The organism is Citromicrobium sp. JLT1363 (assembly GCF_000186705.1).
Taxonomy (GTDB): domain Bacteria; phylum Pseudomonadota; class Alphaproteobacteria; order Sphingomonadales; family Sphingomonadaceae; genus Alteriqipengyuania.
The window spans coordinates 137608-160838 of the sequence record NZ_AEUE01000010.1; the positions used below are offsets into that span (position 1 = coordinate 137608).

Consider the following 23231-nt stretch of genomic DNA (forward strand, 5'->3'; position numbering starts at 1 on the left):
GAGAACCCGCATGGCCGCCCTGCTCCCCACCACCCGCACCGCGCGGATCGTCGCACTCGCTGCGCCGCTGGCGCTCGCGGTGGCGCTGATCGCGCCTGCTGCCTGGCTGGTGGTGCCGGTGGCGGCGGGGGTGCTGTTCGTGCTGGTGCTGATCGACGCGGCGCGCGCGGGCAGGCTGGCCGACTGGCAGCTGGACCATGACAACGATGTGGAGATCGGCCAGCCTGCGGCCTTGCGCGTCTCTGCCGATCTGACCGGCAAGGCGGGTGCGGTCCGCGCCGCACTCTCGCTCGATCCGCGCATGGCGCCGGGCGGACGGGTTGCCCTCGACCTGCGCCCGGATCATGGCGCGTGGAGCGGCGGGACCGACGTGAGCGCCACCCGGCGCGGCACCGCCGATATCGACGCTTTATGGATCGCATGGGACGGCCCGTGGGGCCTGGGCGGGCGACAGAAGCGCATCGCGCTCGATCGCGCCATCCGCATCTGGCCCGATCTCTCCCCGATCCGCTCGCAACCCTTGCAGGCATTGCTGCGCGATGCGGAGCTTGGCCTCATCAACCGCAGGCGGCGCGGCGAAGGCACGCAGTTCGAGGCGCTGACCGAATACCAGGCGGGCATGGACCGCCGCCGGATCGACTGGAAGGCCAGCGCGCGCCACGCCGCCCTCTATGCCCGCGAGAACGAGGCGGAGCGCAACAACCAGATCGTGTTCGCCTTCGATTGCGGGCAGGCGATGTGCGAACCGATCGACGGCCTGCCCCGGCTGGACCGTGCGGTCAGCGCAGGCCTGACCGCAGCTTACGTCGCGCTGAAGGGCGGCGACCGCACGATGCTGTTCGGCTTTGCCCGGCGCCCCGTGCTGGCCAGCCCCTTCGTCAGCGAAACGCGCGGCTTCGCGCGGCTGCAGCAGGCGGCGGCGGGGCTGGACTACATGCAGGGCGAGGAAGCGAACTACACGCTCGCGCTCGCCACCCTGTCCGCCCGGCTCAAGCGGCGTTCGCTGGTGGTGCTGTTCTCCGATTTCAGCGACACCACTGCCGCCGAACTGATGATCGAAAGCCTCGCCCGGCTGACCAAGCGACATGCCGTGGTGTTCGTCACGCTGGAAGACCGCGAACTGGCAGGCTTCACCGAAGCCGAACCCGACTCCATCGACCACATGGCACGCGCGGTGACCGCCGATGCCCTCGCCCGGCAGCGGCAGCTGGTGCTCACGCGCCTGCGCCGCATGGGCGTCGACGTGATCGAGGCCCCGCACGAGCATGTGGGTTTCGCGCTGATCGACCACTATCTGGCGCTGCGCGCGCAGGAGGCGATTGCCGGATGAAACCGCCAGCCTTGCGCAATCCATTTGCCGCCAAGCCGCTGCCCGAACAGCCCGATATCGAGGCCGCCGCGCTCAGGTCCGACCGTTTCCGGCTGGAACGCGAGGGCGAATGGCGACGGCTGGAGCGGATCGTGTCGCGGATGGAGCGCGGGCGAATTCGCGGCCTCCCGGACGAGGACATCGCCGATCTGCCGGTGCTGTACCGGCAGGCCGCCTCCAGCCTGGCGGTCGCGCGCGAAACCTCGCTCGACGCGGCCACGCTCGCCTTTCTCGAAGACCTGGTGGAGCGCGCCTGGTACCAGGTTTACGGGCCGCGAAACGGGCTCTTCCGCTGGCTCGGCGGGTTCTTTCGCGGGGGCTGGAGCCGGGCGGTGCGGGCGATCTGGCTCGATATCGTGCTCGCCTTCGCGGCCATGGCGGCGGGCGTCGCCGCGGGCTGGCTGCTGGTCGCGCGCAATGTCGAATGGTATTTCACCCTCGTGCCCGGCGCGATGGCGGGCGGGCGCGTACCGGGCGCCAGCCGCGCCGATCTGGCCGAGACGCTGGGCGTGGCCGACAGCGCGGGCGGCCTGTCTGCCTTTGCCGCCTACCTGTTCTACAACAATGCGAGCGTGTGCATCCTCGCCTTCGCGCTGGGCTTCGCATTCGGCGTGCCCACGCTGCTGCTGCTGATCTACAACATGGCGATGCTGGGCGCGATGGCGTGGCTGTTCAATTCGGTCGGCCTGCTGCCCGAATTCATGGCGTGGCTCAGCGTGCATGGGACCACGGAATTTGCCGCAATCCTGCTGGCGGGCGCGGCTGGCGTGCATGTCGGGCGAAACATGGCCTTCCCCGGCGAGGCGAGCATTCTGGCAGCGACCGCGCAGGCGGGCCGACGCGCCGCGCTGGTGATGCTGGGCTGCGTGTTCATGCTGATCGTGGCCGCCATCCTCGAAGCCTTCCCGCGCCAGCTCGCCGGGTTCGAGACGCGCGTGCTGATCGGCGTGTTCATGCTGATCGCGTGGGTGGCACTGTTCGCGCTGGTCGGCCGCAGGGGCAGCGCGGAGACTGCATCATGACCGCAATCGCACGCCACATGGACGCCAAGCGGCGGCGCGAGGTGGTGACGCCGGAGGGCGTGCCGCTGTCCATCACGCTGGCCACGCGCGGATCGCGGCTGATGGCGCTGGTGCTGGACTACTGCATCATCTTCCTGACCGTGCTGATCGTCACGGTCTCGCTGATCTTCATCGGCATCAATCTGGAACAGCTCGATTCGCTGGACGGCGGCGGCGGCGAGTTCCTGCTGGTGCTGTTCTTCATCGCCATGTTCGTGCTGCTGAACGGCTATTTCATCTTCTTCGAGATGGGCCCGCGCGGGGCCACGCCGGGCAAGCGGATGGTCGGCATCCGCGTTGCGGCAAGGCCGCGGGGCGAGCTGGCCCGGTCGGGCGAGAGGCTGACCGCCGAGGCCGTCATCGCGCGCAACCTGCTGCGTCAGATAGAAATCTTCCTGCCGCTGAGCTTCTTCAGCAGCGCGGGCGAAGGCGGCGCCGGATCGGCGTGGATCGTGGGATCGCTGTGGTTCGCCACCTTTATGCTGTTCCCCTTCTTCAACCGCGACGCGCTGCGGGCGGGCGACGTGGTGGCGGGAACCTGGGTGGTCGAGGCGCCGCGCCGCAAGCTGGCGGACGTGCTTTCGCTGGCGAGCGATGAAAGCAAACGCGGGGTCACCGATTACCGCTTCGGCGACGAGGAACTGTCGATCTACGGCGAGTACGAGCTGCAGCAGCTCGAACGCGTGCTGCGCGATGGCGACGACAAGACACTCGACGCGGTGCACAAGGCGATCGTGCGCAAGATCGGCTGGCAGGCGGGCTCGGGCGACGAGCGCGCCTTTCTCGAAGCCTTCTACACCGCGCTCAGGGCCAAGCTGGAGGGCGACATGCGGCTGGGCCAGCGCAAGGCGGACAAGCATACGCAGGCGCAGCGCTGATCCCGGGCGCAATTGCGCGCAAGCCCCGCTTCCGATAATATCGGTGGCGGAGAGAGACTTATGAAGCACGCCCCCGCGATCGGCGATTACATCACCACTGGCGAAGTCGCCGCGCTCAGCACCAAGTCCGATGCGCGCGCCGCCGCGACCCTGCTGTTCCAGGCCGGGCTGGCGGTGGCAGCCTTCGCCGTGGCCATCATCTGGCCCAACCCGCTGACCATCCTTGGCGCGATCGTCATTCTTGGCGGGCGCATCCAGGCCTTCGGGATCATCACGCACGACTGCGCGCACGGCGCGTTCTTCCGCACGCCCAGGCTCAACACATTCGTCGGCAAATGGGTCAGCGGGGCGGCGGCGCATGTGCCGCTGGACCTCTACCGCCGCTACCACCTGAACCATCACAAGTACGCCGGCACGCCGGACGATCCGGACAAGTGGATGGTGAAGGCCTATCCCGTCACCCGCGAATCGCTGAAGCGCAAGCTGATCCGCGACGTTACCGGCCAGACCGGGTTTCGCGATCTGCTGGGCGAGATCAAACGCTTCAAATGGGCCGAAACCGGCCCTTCGGTGCTGTTCCACGCATTGCTTTTCGCCGCGCTGCTGGCGGTAGGTGCGCCGTGGGCCTACGCCCTGTGGTGGGCGGCGCGGATCTTCGTCTATCCGCTGACCATGCGTCTGCGGCAGATTTCCGAACACGGCGTGGCGAAGGATCGCGACGCGATCGACGCGCGGATCAACACCGGCACCACGATCCCGCGCTGGTGGGAGGCTCTGCTGCTATCTCCATGCAATGTGAACTACCATCTGGAGCATCACATCTTCGCAGGCGTCCCGCCCTATCGGCTGGCGCGGGTGCACCGAATCCTGAAAGAGCGCGGCTATTACCGCGGGCACGACTGCATCGCCTACGGCTACGGCGATGTGCTGCGCCGCGCGACGCGGGCGGCGTAAACTCCCCTCCCCTTTCAAGGGGGGAAGAGCAGATTACGCCAAGCGCTACCGGCAGATTTTTCTACTTCACGCGCACCGGCTAGCGTGGCGACGGCTCTTTCCCATCGTCGCCCCCCGTCTCACGCACGCGCCACATCGCGGCCCCGCGCGGCGCCACATCGCCAAAGCGTCACCCACCTTGCAGCAAGCCTTTGAGAGACATGGCATTTCTCTGGGTGACACACGGATGACAAGTGTCACCCGCGTCACGCGCCTTCGCTCAATCGCCCTCACCGTAGATTGCAACCTCGCGTACGCCTGCGCTGGTGGAGCGGGCACGGTACATGCCGGGCGTGTTGAAGCTGAAGATCGCGTCGCCTGCGGGCGTAACGAGGATCACGCCGCCATCGCCGCCGAGTTCTTCGACCTCCGCCAGAACGTCGTCTGCGACGTCCTGCGCCATCTCAAGGTCCAGCGCTTCGCGGGGCGCGAGAGCGACTTGGCCCTGCGGCGTGAGAGTATGGGCAACTGTCCCGTCATCCCCACCAATGATCCGCAACCGCGTGCAAATCTCCTGCGCCACGCCCACCCGGATGAAATACTCGCCTGCACCCGTGGCCGAGACCGCGCAGCTGCGATTGTCGGCATAGGTGCCCGCGCCGATCACCGGCGCATCGCCGATCCGGCCCCAGCGCTTGCCGGTGAGCCCTCCGGTCGAGGTGCCCGCCGCCATGTTGCCTTCGAGGTCGAGTGCGACCGCGCCCACCGTGCCGTACTTGTAATCGACGTCGATGGCGGAGAGCTGTTCCGCCTTCAGCCGTTCGAGCGAGCGCAGCCGGCTCTCGGTCCGGAACCACGCGTTGGGCACCCGCTCCAGATCGGTGCGGTCGGCGAAGGTCTCCGCACCGGCGCCGCTCAGGAAGACATGCCGCCCGTCGCGCATGACCTCCTGCGCCAGCAGGATCGGGTGGCGCACCGTGCTGGTGCCGGTGACCGCGCCCGATGCCCGGTCGCGCCCGTCCATCAGCGCCGCGTCGTGCTCGATAGTGCCGTCCCAGGTGAACACCGCGCCGCGCCCGGCGTTGAACTTCGGATCGTCTTCGAGCCGCGTGATCGCCGCGGTCACCGCCTCCAGCGCGCTGCCGCCGTCGCGCAGGATATCCTCGCCCGCGGTCAATGCCGCGTCGAGCGCGGCGCGATATTCCGTCTCCTGCTCGGGCGTCATGCTGGCCCGCTCGATCGTGCCCGCGCCGCCGTGGATCGCGAAGGACCAGCGCGGCTCGCCAGCGCCGTCCTGCGCCATGGCGGGCGCGGCGATCATCGTGGCGACGAGTGCAAGAGCGAACTGGAAACGCATCAATATTCCTCCCAGGACCTGCATCGACCATGCCCGCGAGTACGCGCCCGGTCCAGCGCTTCCCTTTTGCGTCACGGGCGCTAGTCCAAGCCCATGATCCTGCGCCCCGCCACCCTCGAGGATACTGCCGCACTCGCCGAACTCGGGCGGGAGAGCTTCTGCGCCGCGTTCGAGCATCTCTACCGGCCCGAAGACCTTCACGCCTTCCTCACCCAGGCCTATTCGCAAGAGGCGGTGGCCGGGGAAATCGCCGACGATTGCTGCATCCACCGGCTGGCCTGGTCGGACGCTGGCGAAGACGGGGGCGAAAATGGCAGCGCTCGCCTGCTCGGCTACGTCAAGCTGCGCTATCCCAGCTGGTATACCGAACATTCGGACGCGGCAGACCCGATCGCGCTCGGCCAGCTTTACACCCAGCCCGATCTTACCGGTCGGGGGATCGGCGCGGCGCTGATGGACTGGGCACTGGCAGAGGCGCGTGGGCGCGGCCACGATGCCATCCAGCTTTCGGTGTGGAGCGGGAACTTCGGCGCGCAGAGATTCTACCAGCGCTACGGCTTTGCCAAGATCGCGGACATAGGCTTCTGGGTCGGCGAGCAGCGCGACGACGAGCTGCTGTACGAAAAGCGGCTCCAGCCTAGAGCCACCTCAGCCGCTTGAAGATCGCCAGCAGCACACCGATGATCGCGATGCACACGCCGGTGACCCACCAGAAGGCATGGCCATCGTTCACCCCGGGCATGCCGCCGACATTGATGCCGAGCAGCCCGGTCAGAAAACCCAGCGGCAGGAAGATGCCCGCCACGATGGTGAGCATGTAGGTGGCGCGTTCGTTGCTGGCGAGCGCGCGCGTGCGCAGCTCGTCCATCAGCACTACCGCGCTTTCCTTGCTCACGTCGATATCGTCGAGATAGCGGCGCAGCCGGTCGATCGTCTCGGCGATCTCGCGCCGGTCGTGATCCTCGAACCAGGGCGGCGCATCGCGGCTGATCGCTTCCAGCGCGACATGCTGCGGACCCATGTGGCGCTGCAGGCCCAGGCAGTTGCGGCGGATGCCGGCGATCTTCTGCAGCATCTCTTCGGGATCGTCGTCCATGTCCTGATGCTCGAGCTGGTCGATATGATCGTTCATGTCCACGATGGAGGCATTCATCCGCGCCACCATTGCTTCGGTCAGTGCGGTGACGATGGCACCCGCATCGCCCGGCCCCGCCCCGCGGTCGATCTTCGCCAGGATCTGGCGCGGGGTCTGCAGGGGATGCCGGCGCAGGGTGATGAGGCGCGTGCCGTCGCTCCACACCTGCATGGAGATCATGTCCTCCGGCTCGGCACCGGGGTTGAAGTTGATGCCGCGCAAGGTGGCGACCAGCGTGTTGCCTTCGCGAAAGGCGCGCGGCCGCGTGTCGTCGCTGGTCAGCAGCTCGGCGGTCGGTTCGGGGATGCCGACCTGATCCTGCAGCCATTCGTAAACGCCGGGCGTGTTGCGGCACACGTGCATCCACAGGACCGGGCTATCCGGGCCGGGCTCCCACTGCTGGATCTCCGCCCAGTCGATGGCGCGCCCGCCGCCCTCGCCGTCCAGCACGCGGGCGAACAGCAGCGGCGTGCCGGGTTCGGTCTCGGTAGGATTGCTCATCGAGCGAACAATGCCCCAGACGCGCGCGATTTCCTACTGCCCCATGGCATGTTAAGCCCCGTGCCATGCCAGGGGTCGTAAAATCGAAGCATCGCAGCCATATGATGCAAGCAGACGACCGCGCGCGAGGCGCCAGGTTTTCCTCCCCTGAACACTGTGTCAGGTGTGTCAGCAGTCCGGCACGAAAGACGTAAGAGCATGAATGCAATTCGCCCCTGGCGCACGATAGAGCGCCGTCCGTCCCGCCAGATCATGGTCGGCTCCGTGCCCGTGGGCGGCGATGCGCCGATCAGCGTGCAGACGATGACCAACACTCCGACGGAGGATGTGGCCGCCACGCTCGACCAGATCCGCCGGTGCGAGGATGCGGGCGCAGACATCATCCGCGTGTCCTGCCCCACCGAAGAGGCGACGCGGCATTTCGACAAGATCACGCGCGCCGCGAATGTGCCGATCGTTGCGGACATCCACTTCCACTACAAGCGCGCGCTGGAAGCCGCCGACAAGGGCGCGGCCTGCCTGCGGATCAATCCGGGTAACATCGGCTCCAGCGAGCGCGTGGCCGAAGTCGTCCGCGCCGCCAAGGCGAACGGGTGCGCCATCCGTATCGGCGTGAACGCGGGCAGCCTCGAGAAGGACCTGCTGGAAAAGTACGGAGAGCCCTGCCCCGAAGCGCTGATCGAAAGCGCGCTCGACCATATCAAGCTGCTGCAGGACCATGATTTCCACGAATACAAGGTGGCGGTGAAAGCCTCCGACGTATTCCTCGCCGTGGCCGCCTATCACGGGCTGGCGGATGCGGTCGACTGCCCGCTGCACCTCGGCATTACCGAGGCGGGCGGCATGATTGGCGGCACGGTGAAGTCGTCCATCGGCATCGGATCGCTGCTGTGGGCGGGGATCGGCGACACGATCCGCGTGTCGCTCTCCGCAGAGCCCGAACAGGAAGTGAAGGTCGGGTTCGAGATGCTGAAGGCGCTGGGCCTGCGCACCCGCGGTGTCCGCGTCGTCTCCTGCCCCAGCTGCTCGCGCCAGGGCTTCGACGTGATCCGCACGGTCGAGGCGCTGGAGAAGCGGCTCGAGCATATCAAGACGCCGATGAGCCTCTCCGTCCTCGGCTGCGTCGTGAACGGCCCGGGCGAGGCACGCGAAACCGACATCGGCATCACCGGCGGCGGCAAGGGCAAGCACATGGTGTATCTGAGCGGCGTGACCGATCACCATGTCGAGGACGAGTCGATGCTCGATCACATCGTCCGACTGGTGGAAGAAAAGGCAGCGAAGATCGAGGCGGGCGAGGCCACGGCCTTCGATCCGCACGCAGCACCGGCGGTGGAAGCGGCGGAGTAGCCCCTAACTTCGTGCGGCAGAAGGGAACGCTTAATGGACGTATCACTGCTGTCGCTCATCGTAGTGGCCGTCGGCGGTTTCATTACCGTCTGGCTGCGACCCGTAGTTTTACGAAGGATACAAAGCGCTAATGAAATCCGCTATCTCCATGAAGAATTCAAAGATATAGCACGGCATCTTACACTTAATCTTTCCGTTATCGAAAATATTTGCAAGCAAAAACATCGCCTTCCGATTCTGATGCACCTAGAAAAGCTTAAAATCCCGACAGATTCCGCTATCTTCTCAATAGATACGCTTAGGCTTGCCAATCCTCGTATCGCCTCGCGTCTTTATGAGATGCGCCTCAAAATGCGAAATCTGAACATTGAGATAGATCAACTAATATCACTTGCAGATAGTGGACAGATTGATGCGTTCTATGAAGTGCTAGAATACCATCGTCAAAAATCTCATGGCGCAATTGAGGTATTGGACAATGAACGGAAGGTTTTAAAATCATCTAGATCGGACTCGAAGCAAAAATCGCTAGTTCTTCCAGCAATTATAGCGAAGCCAGGCACTATAAATTCACTAAATACAGATAAAGTACGAGGCGAAGGAGGATTTTCCTCCAAGCCAACTGAAGAATCCGAGCCTGACGCCCACCCAATTACACCTCCGACTTTGAACTCGACCCGTTCCAAGGAAAAACTGGCACCCGAAGAGGATAGGAAGGAATAGCATCCTCCACGTCGTCCACCATGTCGACTACATGGCACCGCGCCCGGAACGCGGCACCTTCAAGTTCGACAAGTACTATCTCGTGATGGAAGAACTGCGGGCGAGCGGCGAGCCAATGGTGGAGCACGCGCCCGATCCCTGCCCGCGTGAATGGCTGGAGGCGGTGCACTGCCCCGACTATGTCGAGCAGGTCTTCGCCGCGCAGGTCCCGCGCGAGAAGGAACGGCGGATCGGTTTTCCGGTCACGCCGCATATCGCCAGCAGGGTGCGCCACACCAATGGCGGAACCTGGCTGGCGGCGCAGCTGGCGATGGAGCACGGCTATGCGGCCAACAGCGCGGCCGGCAGCCACCATGCGCTTTACGATACGGGCGCTGGCTTTTGCGTCTTCAACGATCTCGCTGTGTGCGCCAACCGACTGATCGGCGAAGCGCAGGCGGACCGCGTGCTGATCGTCGACTGCGATGTCCACCAGGGCGACGGCACAGCCAGCCTCACCGCCGGGCGCGACGACATCTTCACGTTCTCGATCCATGCGGAAAAGAACTTCCCCGTGAGGAAGGCCCGCTCCAGCCTCGATATCGGTCTGCCGGACGGCACCGGGGATGACGACTATCTTGCGGTGCTGGACGCGCACCTGCCGCGCCTGCTGGACGATTTCGCGCCCGATATCGTGCTCTACCAGGCCGGGGTGGACCCGCATGCGAACGACAAGCTGGGACGGCTTGCGCTGAGCGATTCAGGACTGGAGCGCCGCGAGCGTTATGTGGTGGATGCGGTGCGTTCGCGCAGGGTTCCGCTCGCCAGCGCATTGGGCGGAGGCTACGGAGAGGACCAGCGCGAGGTGGCGGGACGGCACGCACGCTCGATGATCGCGATGGCGAGCGAAAATGCCCGCTACGCCGCGCCCGCTAGTAATAGATATCCACGTAGTCCGTCAGATAGTCGCACCACTCGAACTCGCGCAGCCGGTAGTAGCGCCGGTTCTGCGTGATGGCGAAATGCCACATCTTGTCCTGCCGGCAGCTTCGCCCCGCATCGGGCGCATCCTCGATCGACACCAGCCCGCGCAGCGTGAAGTATCCCTCGCCGATCTCCACGATCCGGCCGCGTACCAGCAGCTCGCCACCGTCCTCGCCGGTCTGGCTGCCGGAAAGCTGCCACACGCCGTCATCGTCCACCGTCACCTCGAGCGGCCCACGCTCGTCCCAGCCGATCCATTGCAGCGTGATGCCGCTGGTATGGCGCAACCGGTCTGCATCGGTCTCGCTCAGCACACGGGTCGGCGCACCGTGGGAGATGGCGGGCGTGGCGGGGTTCGTCGCAGCCGGTGCCGGAGGCAGTGGCGCGGGCGGCAGGATTTCCGGCGTCGGATCGCGCGGCACGCATCCGGCAAGCGCCAGCAGCGGCATGCATCCGGCAAGAACAAACTGTCGCATCCTGGAACCCCCCAAAGGCCCTAACGTAATTCGGCTTCAAGCATTCATTAAGCTGGGCTATAGCACATTTCAGTCATGAAGCGTCGCGATCTCATCAAGACCGGGCTCGGCACCGGCATCGCCCTTGGCGCCTCGGCCAGCCTGCCGGCAAGGGTTTTCGCGCAGCCTATGCCCGGAAGCCCGCGCGACCGGGAGCTGTTCGCCATCGCCAAGCGAGAGCTGGACAAGGCGGGCGACGTCATCTGGCGCAAGGATATCGTCGGCATCGCCGATTACGGCCTGCATTCGGCAGAGCGGCGGTTCCATTTCGTCAATCTCGATGCGCAGGAAGTGAAGAGCTTCCACGTCAGCCACGGCACGGGCTCCGATCCGGAGCATGATGGCTGGCTCAACATGTTTTCCAATGTCGAAGGCTCGAACGCGACCAGCCGCGGCGCCTACATCACCTGGGAATGGTACACCGGCAAGTTCGGCACGTCGGTGCGGCTTGGCGGGCTGGATGAAACCAACAGCCACGCGCTGCAGCGCTACATCGTGATGCACCGTGCGAGCTATGCGGAGCCTTCGCATATCGAGCGCTGGGGACGGCTGGGCCGCTCCAACGGCTGCTTCGCGCTGGGCGAGGAGCAGTTCAAGATCGCGCTGCTCAACCTGTCCGGCGGCCGCCTGCTCTACGCGGAGGCGCTGGGCCTGAAGGAAGACGGCACCCGCGCCTATCCGCCCCAGACCATCGTGGGCGAGCCGGAAAACGGCTACCACATCCTGCGCCAGCCCCGGCAGGAAACCTTCGAGCAGACCAACCCCGGCGTGTCCTAGGCGTGCCCTACCGCCCAGGCTACGGTGCGGGAGCTTTCGGATCGGTACCCCTGCTCGCCGCCATCGTGCCCGCCAGCATGATCGCGGCAATATGCGGCGTGTCCGTGCTGGGGGTCCTGGCTCTTGCAAGCATGGTCGGGACGGATTGGGCAGCGACGCCCATGGCCGTCCTGAACGGCTTGTTCTATCTCAGCCTGATGCTGGTCGTCTCGCTCGTGGCAGCTACATTCGTTACCGCGTTCTATCTGACGATCTTCGGCCTGCCCGTGGCATGGATGCTGGGAAAGCGCATTCGCCATCGCGGCGCATGGTTGCTGATCCTGCCGGCGATCCTGGCAAGCGCAGCATTCGCATCTCACTGGTTGCTCGGCGACTATTCCAATCAAATGGACGATTGGCGCACTTTCGACCCGATACCTTTCGTCATCGTGCTCGGCTTCGCTCTGCCGGCAGGTTTTTTCTACCGGCAGAACGTGATCTCGATGCTCGACGAAGCCGAACTGGACTAGCCGACCTTACGCAATGTCGCGCGGGTCGTTGACGATCTCGATGATTTCCTCGTCGGTCACGCGGCTGCGGTTGGCCTTGCGCGGCGCCTCGAACGCGGCGAGCACGGGCGCGTCGCGGTCGTAGATGTCATTGAAGGTCGACATCTTGCCGTCGATGTTCGTCGCCATCGTGAAATAGGTGATGTACGCGGGCATCTTCGTGTCGAAGCCGATCCGCGTATACTCGCCGCTGGCGAGAATATCGGTCGCCTCCTGCGCCGTCAGCCCGGCCTGCAGGATCGCCAGCGTGAAGGCCAGTTCGGTCGCACGCTCGGTACGGATGCAGCCATGGCTGAGCGCGCGGTTGGACTGGCTGAACAGATTGCGCGAGGGGGTATCGTGGAAGAAGATCGCGTGCCGGTTGGGCATGTCGAGTTTCATCCGGCCCAGAGCATTGCCCGGGCCGGGGCCCTGCACCACGCTGATGTAGCCATTCGCCCCGCGGGTCGCGGTGTAGCCCTTGGCTTTCGCCCATGCAGGATTGTTCAGCACGCGCGCGCCCAGCCCTTCGCCCTTCACGATCGACTGCGGCACGGTCCAGTTGGGGTTGAGGATCACGCCCTCCACACTCTCTGCGAGCTGCGGGGTCGCGGTGCGGCCCGGCTTGCCCACGATGGTGCGGTAGGTCTTCATGATCTTGTCGTTGACGGTAATGCGCAGCTGATATTCGGGCACGTTGGTGATCAGGTAATGGTGGCCCAGATCGCGCGGCAGCCAGCGCCAGCGGTCCATGTTCGCCTGCACCAGCTTGTACCGCTTGCTGCCCGGCTGCGCCTTGGCGAGCTCGGCCTTGAGCGCGGCGTAATCGGGGTGAAGCGGAGCCACGCCTTCCAGCGCGCCCATGATGTCGCCATCGCTCAGCGCCTGCTTCAGGATCGTGCCGCTGCGATAGCGGTCCGCGTCCGGATCCATCACGAACCACTGCTTGCGACCGTCCATCGGCGTGCGGCCGTCGCGCATGTCCTCGACCAGCCAGACGAAACGCTTGCTGGCTTCGGCATCGAGCGTCGCGCCCGGTCCCGCAGCAATGTGCGCGCGCAGGCCCGCGAGGTCGTAGTCGGCAGGGATCAGACCATGCGCGGCAATGCCTTCGATGACGGCTGCCAGCGACTGCGCCTGCGCAACCGACCACTGCTGCACCACCGGATCGATCTGCTGGACCACCGGATCGCTGGACAGCTCCACCGGACCGGTCGCCGTGCCGGAGGTTACCGCGTCGTCATCCTGCGGGTCCTGCTCGACGGGGCCCTGTTCGTCCGGCAGAAGGTTGGCAGGCATGTCCTGAGCGACCAGCGCTGCGGGCGAGGCCATCGCGGTGCCAGCGAGCAGGAGAAGCGACGCGGTAATCTTGTTCATGGCGATCAGTGGGTCCTGTTGTCGGGTTCGGCGCGCGCGAGGCGGTCCCCATGCGCATGAACCTCTGCCGAAATTGCAGCAATCATCAAGCGACAACGCTTTATGAAGCCTGAATTTCCTCGATCTGTGCGGCAGAAGTGTGACGCTTTCGCCAGCTTTGCGCTACCGCGGTGCGATCATGCGTGAACATCATCCCCTCGCGCCGTTTCTTGCTGCGCTTGCAGGCGTCGCCATGCTGTCGCTGATGGATGCCTTCATGAAGGGTGCAGCGCTGGCCATCGGGGCGTTTTCCGCCGCCCTGCTGCGTGCCGCGATTGCCACCGCGATAGCCGCACCTCTCTGGCTGGCCCGGCGCAGGCACTGGCCGGACCGGGCAACGTTCCGCCTGCATGTCCTGCGCGGCGTCTGTTCCGCCTTCATGGGGCTGACGTTTTTCTACGCGCTGACCAAGCTGCCGATCGCGGAAACCATCGCGATCTCCTTCGTCGCGCCGCTGATTGCGCTTTACCTCGCGGCGATCCTGCTGGGCGAGCGGATCACCCGCCGCGCGGTCCTGGCCTCGCTGGTCAGCTTTGCCGGCGCACTGGTGATACTCGGCGCACGCCTGGGACGGGGGGAGATGGATGGCGATGCGGTACTGGGCTTTGCGTCGATCCTGGTCTCGACGATCCTCTACGCGCTCAATTTCATCATCATCCGCATGCAATCCCAGCGCGCCGGGCCGCTGGAGGTGGCCGCGTTCCATGGCGGTATCTCGGCCATCGTGCTGGGCATCGCGGCCCCCTGGTTCTTCGTTGCCCCGCCGGTTGCGGTGCAACCGGGCCTGGTGATGGCCGGCCTGCTGACCGTTGGTGGCGCGATGGCGATAGCATGGGCCTACGCGCGGGCCGAAGCCCAGGCACTGCTGCCGGTCGAGTACTCGGGCTTCTGCTGGGCGGCGCTGTTCGGCTGGCTGTTCTTCGCTGAAAGCGTGGACACAGGCACGATTGCCGGGGTCGCCCTGATCGTTGTCGGCACCTGGATTGCCGCTTCGAAAGGGCGCGCTCCTGCACGCGTCGCGGGCGGCCCGGAGGCATCTGCTCCCTGAAACACGGCGCGAGAGCTTGATTTTCGCACCCGCACAGGCAAAAGCGCGCGGCACATATCGGCGCCCCGCCCGTTGGATGGGCAAGAGCCCACCAACCCGCCGCAAGAAGCAACAGAAAGGACCGCCAGCACCATGACCCAGGTCGGCAAGGACACCCTCGGAACCCGCAGCACCCTCACCGTCGACGGCAAGGACTACGCCTACTACTCGCTCGCCAAGGCGTCCGAGCAGATCGGCGACGTCTCGCGCCTGCCCTTCAGCCTGAAGGTTCTGCTGGAGAACATGCTGCGCTTCGAAGACGGCGGCCACACGGTTTCGGTCGACAATGCGAAGGAAATCGCCAGCCGGGTGCAGACGCCGGAAACCGGCGGCGAAATCCAGTACCGCCCTGCGCGCGTGCTGCTGCAGGACTTCACCGGCGTGCCCTGCGTGGTCGACCTTGCCGCGATGCGCGACGCGATCAAGGCGCTGGGCGGCGACACGCAGAAGATCAATCCGCAGGTCCCCGTGAACCTGGTCATCGACCACTCGGTGATGGTCGACGAGTTCGGCCATCCCAAGGCGATGGAAAAGAACATGGAGCTCGAATACGCCCGCAATGCGGAGCGTTACGACTTCCTAAAGTGGGGCTCCAAGAGCTTCGAGAACTTCTCTGCCGTGCCTCCGGGCACCGGCATCTGCCACCAGGTAAACCTCGAATACATCGCGCGCTGCACGTGGTCGAGCGAAGACCCTGACGGCACCATGGTCGCCTACCCCGACACCTGCGTCGGCACCGACAGCCACACCACGATGGTCAACGGCCTTGGCGTGCTGGGCTGGGGCGTCGGCGGGATCGAAGCCGAAGCCGCAATGCTGGGCCAGCCGATCTCGATGCTGATCCCCGAAGTGGTCGGCTTCAAGTTCACCGGCAAGCTCGCCGAAGGCGTCACCGCGACCGACCTCGTGCTGACCGCCACGCAGATGCTGCGTGCGCACGGCGTGGTCGGCAAGTTCGTCGAATATTACGGCCCCGGCCTTGAATCGCTCACGCTGGCGGACCGCGCGACGCTCTCCAACATGTCGCCCGAATACGGCGCGACCTGCGGGTTCTTCGGCATCGACGACAAGACGCTCGACTACCTGCGCCTCACGGGCCGCGACGAGCACGAGATTGCGCTTGCGGAAGCCTATGCCAAGGAACAGGGCCTGTGGGTCCACCCCGATGTGGAGCCGGTCTTCTCCAGCACGCTGGAACTCGATCTGTCGAAGGTCGTGCCCAGCCTTGCGGGGCCCAAGCGCCCGCAGGACAAGGTTGCGCTTCCCGAGGTGGACGAGCTGTTCAACCGCGACCTCAAGGAAATCTACAAGAAGGACAAGCCGCACCGCGTCGACGTGGAAGATACGCACCACGACGTGGGCGACGGCGACGTCGTGATCGCCGCGATCACCAGCTGCACCAACACCTCCAACCCGGATGTGCTGATCGCCGCAGGTCTGGTCGCCAAGAAGGCGCGCGAGAAGGGCCTCAAGCCCAAGCCGTGGGTGAAGACCTCGCTCGCGCCCGGATCGCAGGTGGTCACCGACTACCTCGTCAAGTCGGGCCTGCAGGACGATCTCGATGCCATGGGCTTCGACCTTGTCGGCTATGGCTGCACGACCTGCATCGGCAACTCGGGCCCGCTCGCTCCGCCGATCAGCAAGGCAATCAACAGCAATGATATCGTTGCCGCCTCGGTCCTGTCGGGCAACCGCAACTTCGAAGGCCGCGTCTCGCCCGATGTGCGTGCCAACTTCCTCGCCTCGCCGCCGCTGGTGGTCGCCTACGCGATCAAGGGCACGGTGACCGAGGACATCATCGACACCCCGCTCGGCCTCGACGAGCAGGGCGAGCCGGTGATGCTGGCGGACGTGTGGCCGACCAATCAGGAAATCGCGGACCTGCGCGCAGCCAATGTCGGCCGCGACATGTTCGTCGATCGTTACGCCAACGTCTACGAAGGTGACGAGCACTGGCGCGCGATCACGGTCGAGGCGAGCGATACCTACCAGTGGAACCCGACCAGCACCTACGTCGCCAGCCCGCCGTTCTTCGACGGGATGAAGATGGATCCGGAGCCGGTCGCGGACATTGCGGACGCCAAGCCGCTCGCCATTCTGGGCGATTCGGTCACGACCGACCACATCAGCCCCGCAGGCTCGATCAAGGAAGACAGCCCGGCGGGCGAGTACCTGAAGAACCATCAGGTCGCGAAGGCGGACTTCAACTCCTACGGCAGCCGCCGCGGCAACCACGACGTGATGATGCGCGGCACCTTCGCCAATATCCGCATCAAGAACGAAATGGTCCCGGGCGTCGAAGGTGGCTACACCACCTACAAGGGCGAACAGATGCCGATCTACGACGCCGCGATGCGTCACAAGGAAGACGGCACGCCGCTGGTGGTGATCGGCGGCAAGGAATACGGCACCGGCTCCAGCCGCGACTGGGCCGCCAAGGGCACGATCCTGCTGGGCGTGCGCGCCGTGATCGTGGAGAGCTACGAGCGTATCCACCGCTCCAACCTGGTCGGGATGGGCGTGCTGCCGCTGCAGTTCAAGGATGGCGACAACCGGGAGAGTCTGGGCCTCACCAGCACCGACAGCTTCACCATTCGCGGCCTCGCCGATCTGAAGCCTGCGCAGGACGTTACCGTGGATGTGACCCGCGAGGACGGCTCGACCTTCAGCTTCACCGCCAAGTGCCGGATCGATACCGAGAACGAGCTGGACTACTACCGCAACGGCGGCATCCTGCAGTACGTGATCCGCAAACTCGCCAGCCAGTAAGCCTGGCAACGGTCCGAAAACGAAAGGCCCGGCCGCGCGAAGCGGTCGGGCCTTTTGCTATCCGGAAATGGAAAGGGCGGAGGCGGCTCCTGGCAAGCCGCCCCCGCCCAAGACACAGCGCTCCTGCGACCCTTGCGGTCGAAGCGCCGATCAGTCGTCGGTTCTGGAAGCCCACTTGCGGCGGGTGATGATGGCCAGCGCGGCCGCGCCGAACAGGAGGCCGACAGGCGGTGCCGGGACCGGCGTACCGCTGCTGCCGCCCGGATGGCCCGAACCGCCCGTGCTCGAATAGCCCGAGGTGCTGACGTCGCCCGAGGTGGACGAACTGGAAGATACGTCGCCCGAGGTCGAGGAACTGCTGGAAACATCGCCCGACGTCGAAGAGCTGCTGCTCACATCGCCGGACGTGGAACTGCTGCTCGACACGTCACCGGAGGTCGACGAACTGGAGCTGACATCGCCCGAGGATGAACTCGAAACATCGCCAGAAGACGAGCTGGAAACGTCGCCCGAGGATGAGCTGGATACGTCACCCGACGAGGAGCTCGAAACGTCGCCCGAGCTCGACACATCGCCGGAGGAGGAACTGGTCGTGGTGGACGTCAGCCCACCGGTGGACGTGGAGGTCGAAGTCGATCCGCCCGAGGTGGACGTCGAGGACGACGACGAAGTGGATGTGGACCCGCCCGAAGTCGAAGTGGAACTGCCGACCTCGATGTCGATATTGACGCCGCTCGACGATCCGACGCCGCTGGTGGTCGTGCTGATCGCCACCCCACCGCTGCTGCCGCCACCGCCGAAGAAGCCGCCGAAGAAGCCACCGCCGAAACCGCCGCCTCCGCTGCCGCCGATCACGACCGGGCCTCCGCCCTGGCCGCCACCGCCGCCGGCAAAGCCGCCGCCGCCAAATCCGACCTGGGTTGCGGTGGGTGCGACCGCCACCACGGTCCGCGATGCGCCGTCGCCCATCCGGGCGCAGGCTTCTGCTGCGGCCACAAGATCCTCGTCATAGTGCGATATCTGGGCGCGGCCTTCGCGCGCGTCGTAGACGATCTGCTCGCCCGCACCGACACCGCCTGCATAGCCTTGGCCAGCCAGGCTGGCGGGCACGCATTCCACCGTCCGCTTGACGACCCGGCGCTTGCGCAGCGTGGTGCGGGGCACCTCCCGCTCTACAACGCGGTCTTCCTTGATGTAGCGCATGGCGGGCGCCGGGTCTTCCTTGACGGACTTGTACCCGTATTCCCCGACCTGCTCTTCGGCCACGTGGAGCGCTCCGCCCGCAAGCATTGCGGTGCCCGCTGCGGTGGCGGATAGTTTTGCGAGGGCGATCTTCATCGACATATGCCAGGCTCTTTACTTGCAGAGCGCTTTACAAACCGTTGCCACCGGCGGCTCCGATGGTTGGGTACAGCGCGCCTATTTGCCTTAGGCCCGATGCAGGGGCCTTCGCGCAACGCGATTAACCATGAAAAGGCATTGATTTGCGAAGATCTGGCGGAGCGCCGCCGGGCTGCATCGCCACCTGTCCCATGCTGGCACCGCCCCCGGACGAAGGGTTACGCCATTCTCAGGACTTACCCGCGAACAGGTCGGGCGAATCACCTTTCGGTGCATCCAGCCCCAGATGCTGCCAGCCGCCGGGATTGAGGCAGCGCCCCCGCGCAGTGCGCGCCACCAGCCCGAGCTGGATCAGGAACGGCTCGACCACATCTTCCAGCGTGTCGCGCGGTTCGGCGAGGCCCGCCGCCAGCGTCTCGATCCCGACCGGGCCGCCGCCATAGGTCTCCGCGATCATCGTGAGGTAGCGCCGGTCCATCGCATCGAGCCCCAGCGAATCGACTTCCAGCTTGGTCAGCGCGCTGTCGGCCACCTGCGCGGTGATGCTCGGCGCGTTGTCGACACTCGCGAAGTCGCGCACCCGGCGCAGCAGGCGGCCTGCAACACGCGGCGTCCCGCGAGAGCGCCGCGCGATCTCGCGCGCGCCATCGGGCTCGATCTTGAGGCCCAGCTTGTTCGCGCCGCGCGTCACCACCCGCTCCAGCTCCTCGTGCGTGTAGAAGTTCAGGCGCACCGGAATGCCGAAGCGATCGCGCAAGGGGGTAGTCAGCAGGCCCTGCCGCGTGGTCGCGCCGATCAGCGTGAAGGGCGGCAGGTCGATCCGGACGGATCGCGCCGAGGGCCCCTCCCCGATCATCAGGTCGAGCGCGCGGTCTTCCATGGCGGGATAGAGCACTTCCTCGACCACCGGATTGAGGCGGTGGATCTCGTCGATGAACAGCACGTCGTGCGGTTCGAGATTGGTCAGCAGCGCGGCGAGGTCGCCCGCCTTGGCGATCACCGGCCCGCTGGTCGAGCGGAACCCCGCCCCCAGCTCGCGCGCGACGATCTGCGCCAGCGTGGTCTTCCCCAACCCCGGCGGCCCGAAGAACAGCGTATGATCCATCGCCTCGCCGCGAGTCTTCGCGGCGGCGATGAACACACCGAGGTTCTCGCGCGCAGCCTCCTGCCCGATGAACTCGGTGAGGCTCTTGGGCCGCAGCGCCGCATCGGGATCGTCCGGCAGGCGTTCGGGGGTGTGGAGGGGTTGGTCGGTCACGTTGGTCACTCTAGCCGGTCGGATGGCTTGCCCGGGTACCGCCAAGGCGGACCTCCGAATATCCGTCTCATAATCTCGTTGAAGATTGTGGGGGCGTAATCGATAACCTCCCACACCCCCACTTCGGAGCCGGCAACTTCCATAGTACTCGGCTTGCGCCTAATCACCATGAACCCTTCTTCAGCGCCCCACCCTACACACGACGTGTTGTTCATTGGTACGAAGCGATAACGTTTCCCCTGCATCGCATCCGGTCCTGCAATCACACGCGCGGTAAATGCCCAAGCATCCGCTATCGGACGCGGGTCAGTCACCTCGAGCAGGATGCTATCCGCCGGTACATTGGTCGGCTTCGTTTCCCACACCAAACCGGTTGAGTATCCGTCCGGTCCGGTGGACATGCAGGCATTCGCTGGCGCAGCCATGACCGCACACAGCAAAACGATGAAGGAAAGAAGGGCCCTCAAAACGGGTTCACCGTATAGCCCTGCTGCTGGAGCAGCGCGTGGGCGGTCATGGCGGAGAGGGCGAGTTCCACGCCGGGGAGCAGTTCGGACTTTGCGACGCCCTGCCCCGCCGCGCTCTGTCCGCAGACGATGAAGCGCACGCCCTGGTCGATCATTTCGCGCACCATCGCGCCCGAGGGGTTCGCCTCGCCGCGATCGCGCGCTACCCAAGCGTCATCGCTCAGCAGGTCGAGCACCGCAGCGCCGTGGACGACCACCGCCGCGCGGTTCTCCATCGGCTCGACCCCGGCGCGCGCGTGCATGTTGATGAGCCGCGCCGCGCTCTCGAAGCCGCGGTTGAGCTTGCCCTCCTCGGCAGCGCGCGCAACGTCGAAGGCGACATGGAAGCTCGCGTCCTCGGGAATGGCGAAGTCGGCATCGGGCACGTCCGCCACGGGGCCGAACTCGGTGAACACCGGCCCGTAGGAGGCCTCCTGCGCCGCCGCAGGCGCGCCGATCCCGAGAGCCATCGTGATGGCAACTGCTACGGGCTTCATACTCCGATCCTTCGACCTTGTTTGCGAACTACCACGCGATTGGCTCCTCAGGTGCTTCCACACAGTAAGCGCCAGGCATTGCGCCACCAACCCATGCGCCGCCTTGCGCGTCACATTGCTCAACAGCCTCGATCCAATCCGTCACGTGGTGAACGATTGCCATGGCTGCGAGGATCATCCCGAGGATGACAGGCACCCACACCTTGATGCAGCCGTTCAGCCGCAAATCCCCATAGTTGCCCCTTTTGAATATCACCCCGCCGCCTTCTTGAGCGCGATGCGGATCAGCTCGCCCTCGCTTGCGCCTTCTCCCAGTTCGCCCATCGCCTCGGCCACGGCCTTGGCCGCCACTGCGGGCTTGAAGCCGAGGTTCTCCAGCGCGGAGACCGCGTCCGCGCTCGCCCCGCCTTTGGGAGCCGCCACCGCCACCCCGCCCGGGGCCGCAGGTAGCGCGCCCGCCTTGTCCTGCAGCTCGTTGACGATCCGGCCCGCCAGCTTTGGCCCCACGCCGTTCGCCCGCGCGACCATCGCCGCGTCGCCGCTGGCGCAGGCCGCCTGTACCTCGCCCGCCGACAGGACGGAGAGGATCGCCAGCGCGACCTTGCTGCCCACGCCCTGCACCGATGTCAGCAGGCGGAACCAGTCGCGCTCCGCCGCCTCGGCGAAACCGAGCAGGCGCATGTCGTTCTCGCTCACCTGCAGGTCGGTGAACAGCCGCGCTTCCCCGCCCTCGCTGCCCAGCGCGTCGAGCGTGCGGGTAGAGCAGTGGACGAGGTAGCCCACCCCGCCCACGTCGATCACTGCCCAGTCGGGGCCGGTCGCGTCGAGCGTTCCTGTGAGCTTTGCAATCATGAGTCTCTATTCTGCGCTACCGCTTCGCTACTTGAGCGCGCCTGTTCCTGCCCTAGGCCGACTCGCAATGCCAGCGCAGTGCGCAGGTTTTGCCAAGCCGGACGCCGCCCTGACACACCTGACACAGTGTCCAGGGGTGGAAATCCACTCGATCACTGCGTGAGCATTTATCGATCCGTTCGATCAGGTCGGGCAAACCCGAATCCCGACAATGGGAAAGAGCGGCGCGCACCATACCGCGCCCCGGCGGAGTAGGAAAATTCACGGCAAGCGTTGCGCCGTGGACAGCGCGCCGTGCTTGCGGCAACGCTTCGCGCATGAGCTGGAACACATTCGGGCGGGTCTTCCGCTTCACCACCTGGGGGGAAAGCCACGGGCCGGCGATCGGCGCGGTCGTCGACGGGTGCCCGCCGGGCATTGCGCTCACCGAGGAAGACATCCAGCCGTGGCTCGACAAGCGCAAGCCGGGGCAGAGCAAGTTCACCACCCAGCGGCGCGAGCCCGATGCGGTGCGCATCCTCTCGGGCGTGTTCGAGGGCCAAGACGGAATACAGCGCACGACGGGCACGCCGATTTCGCTGATGATCGAGAATGTCGATCAGCGATCGAAGGACTATTCGAACGTCGCGCAGGCCTATCGCCCTGGCCACGCCGACTACACCTACGACGCGAAGTACGGCTTCCGCGACTATCGCGGCGGTGGGCGGTCGAGCGCACGCGAAACCGCGATGCGCGTGGCGGCAGGCGCGGTCGCGCGGCTGGTCGTGCCGCAGGTGAGCATCCTCGCCTACGTCGCAGAGATCGGCGGCGACCGGATCGACCCGGCAAAGTTCGACGCCGAGCAGATCGGGCAAAACCCCTTCTGGTGCCCCGACGCGGACGCTGCGAAGCGCTGGGAAACACTGGTCGACGACGCGCGCAAGGCAGGCTCGTCGCTCGGCGCGGTGGTCGAATGCGTGGCGACCGGCGTGCCTGCGGGCTGGGGCGCGCCACTCTACGCCAAGCTCGATAGCGAGCTGGCAGCGGCGATGATGAGTATCAATGCGGTCAAGGGCGTGGAGATCGGCGACGGCTTCGACGCCGCGCGTCTCTCGGGCGAGCAGAACGCCGACCCGATGCGGCCCTCGGCAGGCGGAGACGCGCCCGAGTTCGCCGCCAACCACGCGGGCGGCATCGCGGGCGGGATCGCCACCGGCCAGCCGGTCACCTGCCGCGTGGCGTTCAAGCCTACATCATCGATCCTGACCCCGGTCGACACGATCACGCGGGAGGGTGAAGCGACCCAGATCAGCACCAAGGGCCGCCACGACCCCTGCGTTGGAATTCGGGGTGTGCCCGTGGTCGAGGCGATGATGGCGTGCGTGCTGGCAGATCAGGCGCTGCTACATCGGGCGCAGTGCGGGTAGCGGTTGATCC

21 protein-coding genes are annotated in these 23231 nt (G+C 65.8%); 13 read left to right on the plus strand and 8 right to left on the minus strand.

Translation table 11 applies throughout. From position 1 onward, the window contains the following. The first annotated feature begins 10 nt into the window (after positions 1-10). Genes ADAD_RS0114885 through ADAD_RS0114900 form a run of 4 tightly spaced genes read left to right on the plus strand, consistent with a single transcriptional unit; the run spans position 11 to position 4262 of the window. A complete protein-coding gene (locus tag ADAD_RS0114885; protein WP_010415409.1) occupies positions 11-1330 on the plus strand; it encodes a DUF58 domain-containing protein in 1320 nt (439 codons plus the stop codon). Further along, a complete protein-coding gene (locus ADAD_RS0114890; protein ID WP_029140176.1) occupies positions 1327-2391 on the plus strand; it encodes a stage II sporulation protein M in 1065 nt (354 codons plus the stop codon). Before ADAD_RS0114885 ends, ADAD_RS0114890 begins: the two co-directional genes overlap by 4 nt. Next, entirely contained in the window at positions 2388-3308 is a 921-nt protein-coding gene (locus ADAD_RS0114895) for an RDD family protein (protein ID WP_010415414.1), read from the plus strand. The genes ADAD_RS0114890 and ADAD_RS0114895 overlap by 4 nt, the downstream gene beginning before the upstream one ends. 60 nt (positions 3309-3368) lie before the next feature. Further along, a complete protein-coding gene (locus ADAD_RS0114900; RefSeq protein WP_010415417.1) occupies positions 3369-4262 on the plus strand; it encodes a fatty acid desaturase family protein in 894 nt (297 codons plus the stop codon). Between the two features lie 259 nt (positions 4263-4521). On the opposite strand, the gene ADAD_RS0114905 is transcribed toward ADAD_RS0114900, so the two are convergent. Continuing rightward, complete coding sequence (locus ADAD_RS0114905; RefSeq protein ID WP_010415420.1) at positions 4522-5598, minus strand: isoaspartyl peptidase/L-asparaginase family protein; 1077 nt, start codon at positions 5596-5598, stop codon at positions 4522-4524. A 93-nt stretch (positions 5599-5691) separates the two neighbouring features. On the opposite strand from ADAD_RS0114905, the gene ADAD_RS0114910 reads away from it, so the two are divergent. Next, the gene (locus ADAD_RS0114910; RefSeq protein WP_010415423.1) at positions 5692-6258 is read left to right on the plus strand and encodes a GNAT family N-acetyltransferase; all 567 of its coding nucleotides are present in this window, start codon (positions 5692-5694) and stop codon (positions 6256-6258) included. On the opposite strand, the gene ADAD_RS0114915 is transcribed toward ADAD_RS0114910, so the two are convergent. Further along, complete coding sequence (locus tag ADAD_RS0114915; RefSeq protein WP_010415426.1) at positions 6236-7234, minus strand: zinc transporter ZntB; 999 nt, start codon at positions 7232-7234, stop codon at positions 6236-6238. The two genes, ADAD_RS0114910 and ADAD_RS0114915, sit on opposite strands and share 23 nt — an antisense overlap. A gap of 198 nt (positions 7235-7432) precedes the next feature. On the opposite strand from ADAD_RS0114915, the gene ispG reads away from it, so the two are divergent. From ispG to ADAD_RS16150, 3 genes are read left to right on the plus strand one after another with little or no spacing between them, the layout of a single operon-like run. Continuing rightward, on the plus strand, positions 7433-8584 hold the full coding sequence (ispG, locus tag ADAD_RS0114920; protein WP_010415430.1) for a flavodoxin-dependent (E)-4-hydroxy-3-methylbut-2-enyl-diphosphate synthase: 1152 nt from the start codon (positions 7433-7435) through the stop codon (positions 8582-8584). A 33-nt stretch (positions 8585-8617) separates the two neighbouring features. Beyond that, on the plus strand, positions 8618-9307 hold the full coding sequence (locus tag ADAD_RS16905; protein WP_139020487.1) for a hypothetical protein: 690 nt from the start codon (positions 8618-8620) through the stop codon (positions 9305-9307). A gap of 31 nt (positions 9308-9338) precedes the next feature. After that, complete coding sequence (locus ADAD_RS16150) at positions 9339-10301, plus strand: histone deacetylase family protein (RefSeq protein ID WP_010415436.1); 963 nt, start codon at positions 9339-9341, stop codon at positions 10299-10301. Here ADAD_RS16150 and ADAD_RS0114935 read toward each other — a convergent pair. After that, positions 10219-10746, minus strand: a complete 528-nt coding sequence (locus ADAD_RS0114935) for a hypothetical protein (RefSeq protein WP_192807596.1) — start codon at positions 10744-10746, stop codon at positions 10219-10221. The genes ADAD_RS16150 and ADAD_RS0114935 overlap by 83 nt on opposite strands. 75 nt (positions 10747-10821) lie before the next feature. Here ADAD_RS0114935 and ADAD_RS0114940 point away from each other — a divergent pair, with 75 nt between their 5' ends. After that, complete coding sequence (locus tag ADAD_RS0114940) at positions 10822-11562, plus strand: murein L,D-transpeptidase catalytic domain-containing protein (protein WP_010415441.1); 741 nt, start codon at positions 10822-10824, stop codon at positions 11560-11562. 77 nt (positions 11563-11639) lie between these two features. Then, complete coding sequence (locus ADAD_RS0114945; protein ID WP_010415444.1) at positions 11640-12071, plus strand: hypothetical protein; 432 nt, start codon at positions 11640-11642, stop codon at positions 12069-12071. Positions 12072-12077: 6 nt separating this feature from the next. Here ADAD_RS0114945 and ADAD_RS0114950 read toward each other — a convergent pair whose 3' ends face one another. Further along, complete coding sequence (locus tag ADAD_RS0114950; RefSeq protein WP_010415446.1) at positions 12078-13466, minus strand: L,D-transpeptidase family protein; 1389 nt, start codon at positions 13464-13466, stop codon at positions 12078-12080. A 178-nt stretch (positions 13467-13644) separates the two neighbouring features. Here ADAD_RS0114950 and ADAD_RS0114955 point away from each other — a divergent pair, with 178 nt between their 5' ends. Beyond that, positions 13645-14553 (plus strand): DMT family transporter, encoded by a 909-nt coding sequence (locus ADAD_RS0114955; protein WP_033193443.1) that lies wholly within the window; start codon positions 13645-13647, stop codon positions 14551-14553. Between the two features lie 132 nt (positions 14554-14685). Further along, the gene (gene acnA / locus ADAD_RS0114960; RefSeq protein WP_010415452.1) at positions 14686-17361 is read left to right on the plus strand and encodes an aconitate hydratase AcnA; all 2676 of its coding nucleotides are present in this window, start codon (positions 14686-14688) and stop codon (positions 17359-17361) included. Between the two features lie 150 nt (positions 17362-17511). On the opposite strand, the gene ADAD_RS17035 is transcribed toward acnA, so the two are convergent. The 4 genes from ADAD_RS17035 to ruvA all read right to left on the minus strand — a co-directional run bounded on the left by ADAD_RS17035 (position 17512) and on the right by ruvA (position 21815). Next, complete coding sequence (locus ADAD_RS17035; protein ID WP_158005199.1) at positions 17512-18705, minus strand: PEP-CTERM sorting domain-containing protein; 1194 nt, start codon at positions 18703-18705, stop codon at positions 17512-17514. 226 nt (positions 18706-18931) lie between these two features. Then, the gene (ruvB, locus tag ADAD_RS0114975; RefSeq protein ID WP_010415460.1) at positions 18932-19960 is read right to left on the minus strand and encodes a Holliday junction branch migration DNA helicase RuvB; all 1029 of its coding nucleotides are present in this window, start codon (positions 19958-19960) and stop codon (positions 18932-18934) included. A 463-nt stretch (positions 19961-20423) separates the two neighbouring features. Next, the gene (locus ADAD_RS0114985; RefSeq protein ID WP_029140180.1) at positions 20424-20963 is read right to left on the minus strand and encodes a DsrE family protein; all 540 of its coding nucleotides are present in this window, start codon (positions 20961-20963) and stop codon (positions 20424-20426) included. A gap of 252 nt (positions 20964-21215) precedes the next feature. Further along, complete coding sequence (gene ruvA, locus ADAD_RS0114995; protein WP_010415472.1) at positions 21216-21815, minus strand: Holliday junction branch migration protein RuvA; 600 nt, start codon at positions 21813-21815, stop codon at positions 21216-21218. Between the two features lie 317 nt (positions 21816-22132). On the opposite strand from ruvA, the gene aroC reads away from it, so the two are divergent. Further along, entirely contained in the window at positions 22133-23221 is a 1089-nt protein-coding gene (aroC, locus tag ADAD_RS0115000; protein ID WP_010415476.1) for a chorismate synthase, read from the plus strand. Positions 23222-23231: the final 10 nt, after the last annotated feature.